Genomic DNA, 15,476 nt, shown 5'->3' on the forward strand with positions numbered 1-15,476 from the left:
GACAGCACCCCCGCAACATGTCAGCTTTAAATTCAGAAACGCGGCGTTCCCATGAACGCCGCGTTCCGATACCAATAGCGTTACTTATTTACCGTCATAGAACTTTTTCGCTTGCTCCGCCATTTTGCTCACATACGCTTCCGGCTTGATCTTGCCTGTTGCCAGCTCCATGAATGTAGGGAGAACCGTGCCGCTCGAGAAATCGCCGCCGTTGTCGATGCCAAAGCCCCACGGCATGTTAACCTTCGCGTTGCCGAATGCAACCGCAGCTTCCGCAAGCGGAGCAGGCCATGTCGAATCGATCGTAGCCGGAATCGCAAGCGCTTGCGCCGACATTCCCTCTTGCGCTTTCTTGCCGACAAGGTACTTCACCAGCTCGAATGCAGCCGGAATATTCTTGCTGTTCTTATTCATCAGGAGGCCTTGCGCGCCGAAGGAAAGTCCTTGTTGGCCGCCCTTGTCATTGCCATTGGCCACGACAGGGAATTGGAACGAACCCCATTGGAAGTCAGGACCCGCTGTTGCCGCTACTTCGTTAGGAAGCCAAGTGCCGTTCAAGTACATGGCCACTTTGCCCAGTGCCAGATCTTGCTGGCCTGCCGGATATTTGTTGCCTGCGATTTTCTTGGAGAAGTAGCCTTTTTCATTCAAGATTTGCATGTCTTTCGCGAACTGGAGCACGATCGGATCTTTCCACATCTCGCCTGTTTTGTCTTTGACCAGGCTGTCCGTCCAGTCGCTGCCCATTGCGCTTCCGAGGTAACCGCCGATGAAGAGATCGCGGTAGGCATCATCGAATGTTAATGGCTCTACGCCTGCTTTCTTAAGCAGCTCGCAATCCGCCAGAAACTCATCCCACGAGGTAGGAACTGCCGTGATGCCGGCCCCCGCAAACAGTGCTTTATTGTAGAAGAACAGAACTGCGTAAGGCTGCTGAGGGATCGCATAGTAGCCCTCTTCCAGACCTGCCGGTGCAGCCAGTGATTTGACCCAATCCATCAGCGATGGAAGCAAGGAGTCCTTCACGGACTTGCCATCGATACCGATTGACGGCTGCTCCAAGAGCTCATCCAGCTTCAAGACATGATCCTTCAAATTGCCGAGCGCCGAGCCCGGGTCCTGCTCGAATATATCAATTTGCTCGCCGCTTTCTAGAGCCGGCTTAATCAGCTTGTTAATATCGCGGCCGTTGTATTTCACTTCGACGTCCACTTTCGGGTTGGCCGCCTCAAACTCTTTGACCGCCTCATCGATGACTTTAGCCTGCGGCTCCGCATTGCTCCACATCGACCAGAAAACGACTTTCCCTTCCAGGCCTGCTGCAGTGCTTTCGTCTGTTGTCGCATTGGCAGCATTCGTATTCGTGCTTGTATTCGCAGTTGCAGCTATGTTCGTGGATTCCTTCTCATTCGCAGAAGCGTTCGTTGTCGCAGCATCGTTGTTTGACTTCCCGCAGCCCGACAATACGGACAGCGCCAGCATCGTCGTTAACGTTAATGCGGCTAATGGTTTTCTTTTGATCAAAGTGAATTCCCCCCGGCATGTAATGGCTTACAAGTGTGATTATAGGCGCATGAAGCGCAGGGAAGTATGACCGCAGATTAGATAAAACTGGATAGAAATAAGCCCACTCCGAACGCAAACAAATAGAGAGGGAACGTCGGTCCCCCCTCCTATAAGCAACTTGAAGTGTTAAAAGTATGTAAACCAATTATAAGAATATGGATTAAATTAAGAGCTTTGCCTGAAACCGACTCTTTCGAAAACGATGATGTTATACTAATTTACATAAACGCCATCTCAATCACGATACGGACAGGTGCTATCATGGGAATCTTAACGAGAATGCGCATCAAGACGCAGCTTAAGCTAGCCGTTGCCCTTATTGTAATCATCATGCTGATGATTATTTACTCCTTATACACGCAAACCTCCCAAATCGTAATCAAGAACAACAATCAATATACCGAAGATACCATTCGCAAATTCAAGCTCAACCTCTCGCAAAAGACCGATGAAATCAGCCAGATTATCCTCAGCTTAGGGTTCGATCCCTTCGTGCAGAAATTCATGACGCAGAACGACCCCAGCTTGCTGTACGAGATGAGCAATGAACTGGACCGCAAGATCATTTCATTAAAGGCAGGCAGAAAAGGCTTCCGGGATATCGTCTTAATCGGCACCAGCGGCATGCGGTACAGCCTTAACGGCAGCATCGATTTCGTGCAGCGCTCCAATAAAGAAATTGCGTCCAGCAAGTCCGTGTATGTCAGCGGCTTGGAGCCCTACGACTACAGCTCCGCTTCGAAGAACAGCATGCTGTTCGCTCAGAATATCTATTCCAGCGACCTCGGCAACGGCACGGACGGCAACCGGATCGGTTACATAGCCGTCATTGTCGACGTGGAGGCGATGTTCTTCGATGGCGACAAGAGCAAGGCGGAGCCCGGCGTCGGTTTCTATCTCATCGATCGCTTCAGCAGCGTATATCCGGAGACCAATTCTCCCGATATCACTAGAACGATTAGTACGTTAAGCAGCCAGCATAATAGCGAGCAGAAGCTGACGGATTCCATAGGCGGGGTCAAGGGAGCCATCCAAATCCAGCGGCTGGACCAGATCAATGCCTCCGTGCTTAGCTTCGTTCCCCAGGAAGCGCTGCTGGCGGAGCTCGACTCCGTTCGCAACCGCAGTATTCTGATCGTCATCCTATCGATTCTATTAATGGCCATCCCTTTCGCGGTTATAACCAACAACATCGTGCAGCCCATTCAGCGGCTCGTGCGATTCATTAACGGCATAAAGTCCGGCAGCATCAAGGATTTGAAATCAACCATCCACCTCGAAGGCAATGTGGAAATGAACGTGGTTGCCGAGAATTTGAACGGCATGTTAAGCGAGATCGACAATCTCACGCATCGCCTCGTCGAGACGAACACCCACCTGCTGGAGGCCGAGATCGAGAAAGAGAAAGCCGCCACGGCTTATCTGCGCAGCCAGATCAATCCGCATTTTCTATATAACACCTTAGAATCGATCAAAGGCGTCGCCCTCGAAGCCGAAGCTCCCCAAATCGTCGAAATGACGAAGGCGCTCGGCAAGCTGTTCCATTACAGCATCAAGGGCTCCGGCTATGTCACGCTCGATCAGGAGCTGAACGCGGTCAAGTCCTATGTGTACCTGCAGCTGATCCGTTTCGAGGATCGTTTCGACGTGATCTATCAGTTCACGGACGAAGCCCTGCAAGTATCCGTCTTGAAAATGATTCTGCAGCCGCTCGTCGAGAATGCGATTTTCCATGGACTTGAACCGAAGACGTCCAAAGGAAACCTCACTATCACCGGCGAGGTCGAGAATGGGAAGACACTCGTGCTCCGCATCACCGATGATGGAATGGGTGTCGATGAAGATACCTTGCACCGTATACAAAGCAAATTGCTGGAGAAGCCATCCTCTTTAAGCCGTGACAGCCAGGATTCATCCGACAGCGACAGCATTGGCTTACTTAACGTGAATAATAGGCTGCGTTTAGCCTATGGCTTTCAATATGGGCTCACCTTCGAAAGTGAAGCCGGCCATGGAACATGCATAACCCTTACGATGCCAAGTCACTACGTACAACCGGGAGGGGATATCCGTGTATAAAGTACTTCTCGTGGACGATGAGAACCTTGTTCTGAAAAGTTTGGCGGCAGGCGTGGATTGGAAGAAGTCCGGCTTCTATGTCGCGGGCAAGGCGAATAATGCCACCAAAGCGCTTCAACTGATTCAAGAGCTTCAGCCGCATGTCGTGTTCACCGATATTCGAATGCCGGGATTGTCCGGCCTTGAATTAATTAAGCAGATTAAAGAGCTGGATAAAAATATTCAAATCATCGTCATTAGCGGCTACGCTGAATTCGCCTATGTGCAGAAATCATTGAATTACGGCGTGCTCGGCTACTGCCTGAAGCCCTTCGACGACCATGAAATCCATACCTTGCTCCAAACGGCTGCCGGCAATTTGGATGAAATCAAGCACAAACGCGAAGGCAAGCTGCTGGAATTGCTTGATGATCCTGCTGCATCAAGGGCACAATCCGCTTTCAACGAAATCTTGGATGACGCCGGCATTACCTCAGACACCCCTTATCTGCTCGTTTCCGTGGGCAAAGGCCGGCTAACCTTCCTAGCGGAAACCAATTATGCAGCCATTAATCTCGGTTATGCCCGCAGTGTTTATTGGGTGCAAGCACTTGATCGGGAAGCGTTAACAGCAGCCCTCTCCTCACCGATCCCGGATGGGATTCTGGGGATAGGCATCCTGCAATCGGATCGAAATTTGGAAGGCATGATGCAGCGAATCGAACAATGCACGGTGCGCGCCTGGGATTTCTTTATTCATAACCGCAGGGATTTGTATTGGGAGGAACAACAGGCGAAGGACGATCATGCTGTGCTGTTGATCCGAAAGCTTGAGCGCGCAGTTGCAAAGAGCGAATTTGCCTTAGCTAAAGACTTGCTGGATGAGATGAGTCTACCTTCAAACAAGCAATGCCTGACGATCTACCACACGCTGCGGATCTATAATATCGTTTATTTTCATTCTGCTTCCCATTCGTCCGAGGACGATTACATCTTCAGCAAGGAGCAGTTATATCATCTCTACCCCAGCTTCGATCAGATGATCGACAGTTTGCAAGAAAGCTTAAACGAGGAGTCCTTAGCCCCCGAACCTGTAAGCGCATCCCGCGCTGCGAAGGGGGAAACCGAACACGCAAACTTGAAAGAAATCATTAAGTATATGCATGAAAATTATCGCAATCACATCTCTATCCAAAGCATCTCGCGCCTCTTCTACTTGCATCCGAACTACTTGAGCCAGCTCTTCAAGCGCGAGATCAAAGTGACATTCACGGAATACTTGACGAATGTGCGGTTAAAAGAAGCGAAGAACCTGCTGCGTACGACGAATCTGCCCATTGGCGAGGTTGCGGAAACGATCGGCTTCCGAGACTACTTCTATTTCACGCGCATCTTCAAAAAGAACACCCAGCAAACCCCGAAGCAGTACCGATTACTGAGCAATGGGGGCGGCGAGGAATGATGGGAATGAACATCATGACACGGCCTCTGGCTCTGATGCTTGTGATTGCGCTGCTTGTCGCAGCTGCTGCAGGCTGCCGCAGCAGCGCCGATCAGCAGCGTTTGCCGACACAGCCCGCTTCCACTGCTCCGGCGGAGCATATGGATATTTCCGTTGCGATCTGGGAGCTGACGGATAACTCGCTGGAAGAGGACCCGCTTGTCCAACGTTTAGAGAAGAAGCTCAACCTTACAATCAAGCCGATTCCGATAACGACTGCGAATTACGTGCAGCAGTTTCAAATGTGGGCATCCACGGGCCAGCTGCCTGATATTTTCGCCGTCGATGCCGTCAATACCCAGTACTACCGAAACTGGAGGGATCAAGGCGTCATCAAGCCGCTGCCCGGCGATTTATCCGCCTATCCTTATTTGGCCAAGTACTTGGCGACACCAGAGTTTCAAGACCTTAAAGATCATGGCAAGCTTTATTTTATCCCGCGCAAAACCTATGACAGTACCGACTATAACGTCCTGGATCGATTGGTCGCCTATCGTTGGGATCTGGCTCAGAAGGCGGGCATCACCAAAGAACCGGAGACATGGGATGAATTCCGGGCCATGCTCAAAGCGATCGTCGATAAAGACCCGGAGAACAAACATATTACGGGATTAACCTCCGTCTCCAAGCTGCTGCTGGGCGGATTGTTCTGGCTGTACGGCTCACCTGCTGCAACAAGCGACGGCAGCGGCAGCGATTTTAAATGGATCAAGGAGGATGGGCGCTTTATTCCTGCCGTATTCTCTAAACATGCCATTGCATCCCTGCAGCTGCTTCGGGATTTCTATACGGCCGGGTTAATTGATCCGGATCTGCCGATCACCAGGGGCAACATGGGCTTTGATAAGTTTGCCGAAGGCAAGGTGGCGGCTCTCATCACATCCGGAATGTTCCGCTCCGTGGACTCCAATATAAACAAGAATCGCTGGCAGAAGCTGCACCCGAAGGATGAGGATTTCTACGATAGCGTCCGGTTCCTCAAGCCTCTGCTAAGCATGGACGGCAACCGATACGGTGCGGTGTTCAAGACCTTCTGGTCCGAGAGCTACATCTCGTCGAAGGTGTCCGAAGCTAAGATGGACCGCATCCTGCAGCTGTTTGACTACATGAACTCTCCGGAATTTCTGGAGATGCGGCATTACGGGCTCATCGATGTCGATTACACCAAGAGCGAAGATGCCATACAGAAGAGCGATCCGAGTACCAACATTCTATTAAAGTACCCATCGTTCACAGCCTTCGCGAATTTGGTCAATTGGGATGGGATGTTTGGGCTGGATCCGAATTTTTCCGGCATTTCCCCCGAAGCCTACGATGCGCAGCAGGAGCTGATTGACTACGCCCTGCGCATGACGAGTAAGCAGGCGTACGAGCCGAGGCTGACGAACCTATCCACGCGGACGAAGGATACATTCACCATCTTCGACAACGATGATATGATTCGCGTGATGATCAGCAAGCTGCCCGTTGAGGTCATATGGAAGTCCATCATTGACGGCTACAAGGCCAAAGGGCTGGATCGAATGATTAACGAGGTTAATGCGGAAGCGAAGAAGCTCGGCATTAAATAAGCGCTTCAAGCTTGCGTGCTTATTCGCACACTGCCAGACCGCCGTGCATTTCTTTCTACCGAAGAGCCGATTCACGCCCAAATGGAATAGACATCTCAAAAAGGTACAGCCCCTTCAACGTTATTGGAGGGCTGTACCTTTTCTAGTGGTTTATCGCTTATTGCACGCTAAGGTTATCGAAGTAGTAATCCAGTGTCGTTCTACCGTTAATTTGAGCCGTAAATCCGGACCAGAGATATAGATTCACGCTGTTAATCTGATGACGGTTGGCCTGAGCAATACCAGTCAAACTAATGGTCACCGTGTTCCACTGGTTCGCCGTCAGATTCGGCAGCCGGTCCTCGTAGATGACGCCGCCTGTCTGATCCTGCAGCTTGAGCACGATCGGCTCGGTCTGCCCCGATGGCGACTGCGTTGTCGGATAGACATCGAGCTTCAGGCTGGCGGCGTTTGCGATGTCCACATAAGGGCTGCTAATGGTGTAATAACCATTAGCCCAGCCGCTTGCAGGTACCGTGTAGTGGAACTTAATTGACTGAGTACCTTCCGTTTTCTTCGTTGTATCCGCCGTTCGCGCAGCCTCGCCTGCCCACTGGGCCGCATTCTCGAAGCCGTTAACCAAGAGGCTTGAAGAACTTGCCGTTGTCACCGTGTAGCTGTCGATATCCGCTGCCGGATTATCGGCCGAGTCCCGCTGGATCTTAATCGTATTCGTGGCGCCTGCATTCAGCGGAATCGTAATGGAGCTCGTATTGGCGAACGTATTCCAGCTGCCCGTCGGCGCGAAGCTGGTCTGCTGGATTTTCACGCTGTTTACGTACAGACTTAATGTTCTTGCAGCGGTGTTCGCGTTTGCGAAGCGGATCACCAGAGTGGCGTTGCCACCTGCGCCTCCATCGACGTTATTCACTTGAGAGGAAGCACCGACACTGTTCAAGTTGCCAACGACTTTGCCATTGGACGCATTGGTTGCCGTCTGCTGCTGACCGCCGCCGGCGTATGTTCCGTTCTCCGCCTCATAAACCGTAGTTCCGCCTGATGGCGGTGCGCTGATTAACGTTCCGTCGCCGAATAGGCTTGGGTTGAGGTACGCATTTGCGGTTCCGTCATTCCAGCCCATTTGCGAGTCGCGCCCGCCCCCATCGTCATCATCATTAATCATCATATCGAAGCCGAAGCTCATATTGGCCGTCGGCACCTTGCCGAGCGTCGCCCAAGGAATCTTCACTTCGATTCGGTAGCCGCCTGTTCTTGCTGTTGTCGCCATGCTCACGCCTGACGTGGCGCTATGCTTGAGTTCACTGACCGCCGTGTCCCCATAGCCGAGCTGATACATGAAATCATCAGCGCCGTACGTCGTCGAATGATCATGGTTCATATCCAAATAAATATCGATGCTGTCATCATCCGATGCTGCAGTCGAATCATTCCTAAGCGTATCGTCATTAATATCTGCCAGGACATAGAGATTGGTGCTGTCCCACAGCACGCCGAAGTTACCGGAGAGATCCGATGAACCCGATACCGTTCCAATCGATACTTTGGAGATGGCATTGCTTACTTTCCCGGTCCAAGCCGTATCCAAATTGCCATCGATCGTTACCGCTGAGCCGACTGGGGTCGCATTAAAGGTGCCTGTGGTTGGTGGCGGGGTTGTTCCGCCATAACCTGAGGTGGCCGGAGCCGGCGGTGGAGGCGAGTTCGTCATAATCGAGAGAAGCTGGCTCATAACGGGCTTAAACGTATTATTGTAACGCAGCAAACCGAAGTTCGATTCCGGATCATTCAAATTCGTGCTGCCATCTTTGTAGGTGTACAGGAACATCGGTCCTGTCCAAGCTGCCCATGCAGACTGCGTCCAGACTTGGAAAGCAGACACGATATAGTCGCTTTGCTGCTGCTCGGTTACCGTATTTGGACCGGAAGTGGGATACCCGAATTCCGTTGCCCAGATTTGTTTATTCCCGTCCCCGTTGTTGACCATAATGGTATGAATCTCATCTGCTCGCAATAGAGCGTTCCAGACACTAGGTGTTGTCGGAGCGGCAGGCCAGCAATACGGATGGATCGCTAAGGCGTCAAAATAGTTTTTCCCGCCGTTTGCATAAATCCCCGTCACCCATGCGTAAGGATCCACAATTCCGGATACATTGATCAGGTTCGCCGGTGCGCCATTTACGATCGTAACCGGTACATGCAAATCCGCGGAAGCGGCCCGGATGGCAGTCGATCCCGGGATTAGGATGTTGCTCACGAATAAGGAAGGACTGGATTGGACCGAGTAGTTCGGCTCATTCCAGATCTCATAGGTGGTTACCCCAAGCGGCAGGTAACGTCTTACGGCAAGATCGAGGAAGTTCTTCCACGCATTAATATTCGCGGCATTCGGATAATAACGCGTATCCGAGTTGCCGCCGTTCGCCCAGCTTGGCGTATAGCCGGCCACAAGCATGACTTTGAGCCCTCTGCTCAGAGCGGTATTGACCATTTTGTCCGGCCAGCTCCAGTCGTAGGAGGTCGCTCCGCCTGCTTGCACGATGTCCCATTTCAGATCCAACCGCACCCACTTCAGGCCTGCGGCCACAACATTATCTGCGGCCGTATTGAGCTCGGCTTGCGTCCCATAATACCATTGCCCCATTATTCCGCCTCTTGTATTCGGCGTACTGTAAGCGCTAACACTTGCTGGCATGGCTAACGTTGAGACCAACATAGCCAGCATGGCGATGACCAGTACAAGCGATATCCTGCTGCTTCTTTTCATGATAGAACCTCCCAATAGAGTTTTAATCATGCCGACCCATGATGGATAGAAGCCTTCATACGTTGCTTTGTACGGTAAGTAACCAATCTCCCCCCTTTGTAAATGTTGGTAGCACATGATTTCAACAGCGCTTCGCGCCTATCGTACTTTACCGCCACATAGGCGTCAATTGAAGATCTTTACCTCTGTTCTATTGGAATTGTGATTGTTGCTGCAAGCGATAATTGCAGGCAAGTCCTCACGTTTCAGCTCGATGCTGTGCATAGACAATTTCAATCGGAACGCCCGACGGATCGTTGATTGGCGGCTGGTTCGTCAATCGCCTGATACTTGCGGGGTTCTCAATGATCATTCGTGCCGTCAGCGCGAGGACAGTCGCGTCCAGGACATCGTCCATCTTAGCTGAAACACCGTTCCAGATCGAGTTTCCGCCTCTTGCGGCAAGGTCGATGTAGTTTGGAATATGAGCCTGAATAACCGCGAGCCTTTCGAATAGACCGGGGAGATGATGCTTGCTCGAGAAGCTGCCGCGATTCGATAAGGCCATGAAGCAAATTTCAGGATGCGCTTCCGAGACCATGGAACGGTCCGCGATGCTTAACACAAACTCCCGTACATTCGCGATTCGAGGGACCAAGGCATAGCCGGGAGGGGTCAAATTGAGCTGCGTATCTTTCACGTTAATGCCATTAATCGCGTTGTACTTCTCTCTTGGCGACATGGATAGTACGCCTTCGGAGTCAGCGCGTGAATGCCGCCGCCATTCCTCTAGCGCATTGTAGCTAGGCGCATGGAAGCATCTCTTCTTATTGGCAGGACCAAGCAGATCCATAACGAATTCATCGCAACTGCGTTTGCCGCTGCTGCTAAGTCCAAGCGGCATATCGATCAGCAGCTTGCAGCAGCCGGTTCCGAATTCAGCCCAGAGCTCTTCCAAATGCTCCACCTGAACATAGCGGATTGTCGTCTCTTCCTTAGTGCCCTCTAGCAGGGCAGCTACCCATTGATTCTTGGAGCCATCAACGCCGATATACATCCGTTTATCCCCCTATCCAAACACCTTTTATCGCTCTTCGCGCAATATTCCAATCATACTCCGCGTAGGTGTTCATTCGCTAGCGAGAGACTCATCGTGCATGAGTCTCTCGCCTAACCCGCCACCGCTGCTCGCGCGATAGAGGCTGAGAGTACGAAAACCGAACTCTCAGCACCGAAAATACGTTAAAAAAAGCTGAGAGTCGTGGTGTCGAACTCTCAGCAATCAAACTAACCCTATCCCCCCGCGGGCGAACCGCTCAGCCATGCCCATCCCCGAGTCCATCGGACTCTATATGTCGCGGCAGACGGACCTCGAACAGCGTTCGGATGACGTCGCTCTGCGCCGTGATGCTCCCCTGATGCTGCGTCACGATATTCTTCGCGATGGACAAGCCCACACCCGTGCTTCCTTCGCGATGGGTCCGTGCTTTATCACCTGTGTAAAACATATCGAAGATGAACGGCAGCTCCTCCGGTGGAATGCTAGCGCCGTAGTTAACCACCTGAATAACCGCTTCCTCGCCCTCGATTTGCCCATTGATATCGATAAACAGACCCTCTTTGCCATAGCGGATGGCATTGGTCAGCAAATTCTCAAATACGCGTGCCAGCAGCTCGCCATCCCCCAATACGGTCAAATGAGGAGCCACATTCAACCGGGTGGCCAGGTTATTTTTCTCCACAGCAGGAAAAAGCTCCTCGTTTAATTGGATGAGAAGCTCGCTCAGATCGATAGGTTTCATCTCCAAAGGCAGCTTGCCGTAATTCACTCGCGTAATTTCGAACAGCTCGTCAATCAGCTTCTCTAACCGCTGCGACTTCGTGTACGCGATGCTCGTATAGTGGTTGATTTGCTCCGCTGTCAGCTGATCGCCCCGAAGAATGAAATCCAGATAACCGAGCACCGAGGTCAGCGGCGTACGCAAATCATGGGCCAGGTTCAAGACCAGCTGCTCCTTGCTGTTCTCCGCAAAATCGCCTCTCGCCAGCGCCTGCTGCAATTTCTCGCTCGCTAGATTAATATCCCGGGCAATATCCTCGAATTCATCATCGGATGAGATCCGTACGCGATTGTTGAAATCACCATTGGCAAGCTGATTGATCCCGCTCGATATTTCACGAAAATAGGACGCATAACGGCTCGTGAGGAGGTAGAAAAACAAAATGGAGAGGGGGATAAAAACAATCATGAAGAAATTGATATCCCCGATTTCGCCAATGAAAGCCCGTATCTTATAGAGCGGACTTTCACGCTTAGTGGTCCAATAGTACAGCTGCAGCACTTTATAGAGCAAATAAGTAATGCCCGCCGACAAAAACATGCTCAATCCGAAAAACTGAAGCATTTTGAACCGGAAGCTGCGGAACATCTCAGCCATGGAAGGAATACCCCACTCCCCAAACCGTTTTAATCAGCTTGTTTTTACGAACGTCTTCGCCAAGCTTCTTCCGCAGCGTACGAATATGGACCATGACCGTATTGTTGCCTTCAAAATAAGCTTCCCCCCATACCTGAAGAAAAATTTGCTCCGCGCTGAAGACTTTCTTCGGATGACTGGCAAGCAAATAGAGAATATCAAACTCTTTCGGTGTGATTTCGATCGTTTCCCCATATAGGATTACGGTACGCTGTTCCGGATTAATCAGCAAACCGCCCGATTCCACAACCGATTGCTTCGCTGCTGCGGGCTGATTCAGCTGCATGGAGCGCCTCAGCTGCGCATTCACGCGAGCAACCAGCTCCATGGGATTGAACGGTTTGGTTACATAATCATCCGCTCCGCTGACGAGACCGGTAATCTTGTCGAGGTCGGTCGTTTTGGCGCTTAAGAAGATAATAGGCAGGTTATAATGAGCGCGAATTTGCCTGGTCGCTTCATAGCCATTCAGCTTCGGCATCATAATATCCAGGATGGCCAAGTCGATGGGATGCTTCTGAATAGCGGCAACCGCCTCGTGCCCATCGGCGACTTTTATGCAATTGTAGCCCTCTTTGAGTAAATGCAGCTCGATTAAATCGGCAATTTCCGCCTCATCATCCGCTATTAGAATTGTGATCGACTTCATTCGTTCCTCCCTGGATTCCATTAGCATTAGGCATGCGCATTCTTTTCATACCACTAAGTTTAAGCGATTCTCGTGGTCACAATGACACCGTCCATATTGTTGCCCGACAGCTCATAGCTGCCATTTGCCGGCACCGGAATGGTTGTATCCCCGGAGATCGGATAATACGAGATTTCATAGGTTGCTTTATCGATGGTAATAGTAATGCTCTTCTTCTCTTTCAGGTAGTCCAAATACTGCTCCAGGACAAAATTTTTCTTCTGCATCACCGCGCTGTGCGGCAACCCCACATAACGGAAATGCCACGGCTCGAACTCGATCCCGGTAATCTCCGTCTTGTCACTCGGATACCGCAATATAAACCCGTATCGCCATGCATTCTTCTTCAGCCATTTGCCCTCAAGCGCTTGGCTCATCTCCGCTTGCGTCGAACCAATATCAAGCGATAGCCCTAAATTATGTTCGCTGTAGCCCGCCGGCAGCGCGTAATCTGCACCCTTTTGAGCATAAAGCTGATTCTGCTCTTCATTATTCCGATACCCGCTGTTGATGATAAAATGGCTCACGCCATCGTTCTTCGCCGCTTTGACCATCTCCGCGAATTTACGCGCCAAGCTTGGCGCGAGCTCAATCTCATTATCCTGTAAACGGAACCCGTTCACCAGCTCCAGATGCTCAGCCAGATTAACCGCGCCGGTCTCTTCGCTTCCCGGAGGTACCGGATGATCCTTATTCACAAGCAATAAATCACCTTTAGAGATCTGATCTACACCTATGTGAAGCTCGCTCATTTGGGACGTTGCCGCTTGAGCTGGCCTACCTTCATTCAGTTGGATTTCGTTATCGGCGTTCAATTTAGTCTCCCGAATGCCGTAAACAAACAGCAGTGTTACTAGTATAACAAAACAAAAAACCCACTTCTTCATCTCATCAAGCCTCCCTTATCCCATCATGTACTTAAGGATAAAGAAAACTTTTTAAGAAGAAGTGGGGGTAAACCTAAAGGATTTCTTAAACTTCAATTGTTTCTACATCTTCAAATGATTAAGCCAGTTCCCTTACTCGAATATCATCGAACGAGACGCTGCCAAATTGAGCAAACAACCGCAGTTTCAACGGTGCCTGAACCGGCCTTTGGAATCTCGAAATCAAGGTCCGATTGCCATTCACGCAAAGGTCGATCCAATCTTGTTTGATCACTACCTCAATCGAGGTAGGCTCATGCAGGGCTTCGACTTCATAGATCGAAGCCGCTTCATTCTCAAGCAAAGAGGAACAATGGGCACGATAAATGCCGACTTTACGACGAGAAGGATCAAATCGGATATCATAACCGTCCTCGAACCCGTTCGGGCCGGCAAGCGATATACCGTAATATAAATTGCGGTTTCCAGGGGTCGCCTGACAAGTCAGGATGAGGTCAGTGGCCCCATCAAGTTCGATATCGCGAACCATAAGTCCGTTGAAATCACTCAGTGCTACGGGGTTTATCTCATGCGAAGTAACCGGCTCCTCTGCCAATTCCGGCATAGGCTTGAACCCTAATGTACCATCCGCATGCTGCACAAGCTCACGAATGACGAGTTCTCCTGCGTACCTATCCGGCGAGGACAGGAACCCGGCAGCAATCCTTCGGCCACCATGATAGGCGGCTGTCTTCGGCACGCGCCATTGCACGCAATCGAATACATCCATCGCCGGCCGCAGCCACGGCCCCATTGGATCCCGCGAATACCGATACCGCGCTACACCGTCATTACTGAAAATCAGGTAGTACCAGCCATTCCACTGGAAATAATCCGAGCATTCCGGTTCATCATGGTACCCCGGTACGATAAACGGTTCCTGCTCCGTCCAACTCACGAGATCCGCCGACGTCAAATGGGCTAAGCAGCCCTGATTGCGAGAAGGCGCGAGAAGACTCGTTGTGATTAACATATGGTACAAGCCGGCCTCATCCTGAAACACATGAGGGTCCCGAACAGATGCCAGCGAATACTTGTTGGATAGCCCTATGTACTGCTCTGTTTTGTGAAATGCCGAACCGTCCGTACTTGTGGCATACGTTAATTTGGCCGGGGAACCGTCCGTAGCCCGAACGGCGTAGTAGGCATAATACGTATGGTCCTTCACGATCAGAGAGCCTGTGCAGATCGAACCTTCCCAGTCTGCTGTAATCGCAACGGCCATGGGATGATGCTCCCACGTTTTGAAATCATGCGTACTAATCTGTGCCCATTGATGCGCGCCAAGGCTCCATTTGCTCGCATGACCTCTGCGGTCGTACAGGTAAAACAAGCGGAATCGTTCGCCATCGAAGAAAGGCATGCAGTCCCCGACACCGGTATTGTGTCCGCGCGGTCTCCAATACTGGATCGACGTTGGCTCCACGCCAAGATATTGATCCTCGAGCTCCGTTGAAGGTTTCTCCGGGGCGATCGCATTTTTCCACAGATAGAGCTTGTCGCAGGCCTCCCCTACCTTCATCTCCACGTTCTCTAACGGCAGTGAACCCATCGGCCAATCTTCATCCACCAGCACGCCATCGACATAGAAACGAAGCGAGTAACCGTTATAGCCGACGAATAGGGAGTGACTCTCGCTGCCAATCGAATCCCATGGGACAGATAAGGTTAATGGGTTCGCGCGCGCGTCTGTACGGAATTCCACGATAATCGAAGGCTTCTGTGCAGCAGCCGACGTTCCGGAATACAGGCGAATGATCTCCTTGTGCTTGTGCTCCTGGCCCTGCTGAACGATGGACACATAATCCTCGTCTGTAGCTGGCGCAATCGTCATTTGCATCGACAAACTTTGAACATTACCCCAATTGAACCGGGTAGCTTCCCGTTTATTTAGAATCAAATCGCAAGGTATGTCTACCGGCTGGCTCATGAATGATTCACTCCGT

At 51.1% G+C, this 15,476-nt stretch carries 10 protein-coding genes; 3 read left to right on the top strand and 7 right to left on the bottom strand.

Features of this window, described 5'->3' with window-relative positions; genetic code table 11:
* Positions 1-84: 84 nt before the first annotated feature.
* Positions 85-1,524 (bottom strand): ABC transporter substrate-binding protein, encoded by a 1,440-nt coding sequence (locus AC6ESO_RS20070; RefSeq protein ID WP_497092912.1) that lies wholly within the window; start codon positions 1,522-1,524, stop codon positions 85-87.
* Positions 1,525-1,827: 303 nt separating this feature from the next.
* Between AC6ESO_RS20070 and AC6ESO_RS20075 the strand changes: the two genes are divergently transcribed.
* Genes AC6ESO_RS20075 through AC6ESO_RS20085 form a run of 3 tightly spaced genes read left to right on the top strand, consistent with a single transcriptional unit; the run spans position 1,828 to position 6,696 of the window.
* The gene (locus AC6ESO_RS20075) at positions 1,828-3,645 is read left to right on the top strand and encodes a sensor histidine kinase (RefSeq protein WP_497092913.1); all 1,818 of its coding nucleotides are present in this window, start codon (positions 1,828-1,830) and stop codon (positions 3,643-3,645) included.
* On the top strand, positions 3,638-5,086 hold the full coding sequence (locus AC6ESO_RS20080; protein ID WP_497092914.1) for a response regulator: 1,449 nt from the start codon (positions 3,638-3,640) through the stop codon (positions 5,084-5,086). The genes AC6ESO_RS20075 and AC6ESO_RS20080 overlap by 8 nt, the downstream gene beginning before the upstream one ends.
* Complete coding sequence (locus tag AC6ESO_RS20085; RefSeq protein ID WP_497092915.1) at positions 5,083-6,696, top strand: extracellular solute-binding protein; 1,614 nt, start codon at positions 5,083-5,085, stop codon at positions 6,694-6,696. The genes AC6ESO_RS20080 and AC6ESO_RS20085 overlap by 4 nt, the downstream gene beginning before the upstream one ends.
* A gap of 157 nt (positions 6,697-6,853) precedes the next feature.
* Here the strand turns inward: AC6ESO_RS20085 and AC6ESO_RS20090 are convergent, their stop codons facing one another.
* The 6 genes from AC6ESO_RS20090 to AC6ESO_RS20115 all read right to left on the bottom strand — a co-directional run bounded on the left by AC6ESO_RS20090 (position 6,854) and on the right by AC6ESO_RS20115 (position 15,460).
* The gene (locus tag AC6ESO_RS20090) at positions 6,854-9,460 is read right to left on the bottom strand and encodes a sugar-binding protein (RefSeq protein WP_497092916.1); all 2,607 of its coding nucleotides are present in this window, start codon (positions 9,458-9,460) and stop codon (positions 6,854-6,856) included.
* Between the two features lie 238 nt (positions 9,461-9,698).
* Positions 9,699-10,496, bottom strand: coding sequence for a DUF429 domain-containing protein (locus tag AC6ESO_RS20095; RefSeq protein ID WP_497092917.1), 798 nt, complete (start codon positions 10,494-10,496; stop codon positions 9,699-9,701).
* A 259-nt stretch (positions 10,497-10,755) separates the two neighbouring features.
* Positions 10,756-11,877: a sensor histidine kinase gene (locus tag AC6ESO_RS20100; RefSeq protein ID WP_497092918.1), complete on the bottom strand. Its 1,122-nt coding sequence runs from the start codon at positions 11,875-11,877 to the stop codon at positions 10,756-10,758.
* The gene (locus tag AC6ESO_RS20105; protein ID WP_497092919.1) at positions 11,870-12,565 is read right to left on the bottom strand and encodes a response regulator transcription factor; all 696 of its coding nucleotides are present in this window, start codon (positions 12,563-12,565) and stop codon (positions 11,870-11,872) included. Before AC6ESO_RS20105 ends, AC6ESO_RS20100 begins: the two co-directional genes overlap by 8 nt.
* A gap of 59 nt (positions 12,566-12,624) precedes the next feature.
* Positions 12,625-13,491 carry a M15 family metallopeptidase gene (locus AC6ESO_RS20110; protein ID WP_497092920.1) on the bottom strand — a complete coding sequence of 289 codons (867 nt, stop codon included), beginning with the start codon at positions 13,489-13,491 and terminating at the stop codon, positions 12,625-12,627.
* 118 nt (positions 13,492-13,609) lie between these two features.
* Positions 13,610-15,460 (bottom strand): glycosyl hydrolase, encoded by a 1,851-nt coding sequence (locus AC6ESO_RS20115; RefSeq protein WP_497092921.1) that lies wholly within the window; start codon positions 15,458-15,460, stop codon positions 13,610-13,612.
* Positions 15,461-15,476 lie beyond the last annotated feature (16 nt).

The sequence above is a fragment of the Paenibacillus rhizoryzae genome, assembly GCF_059686995.1.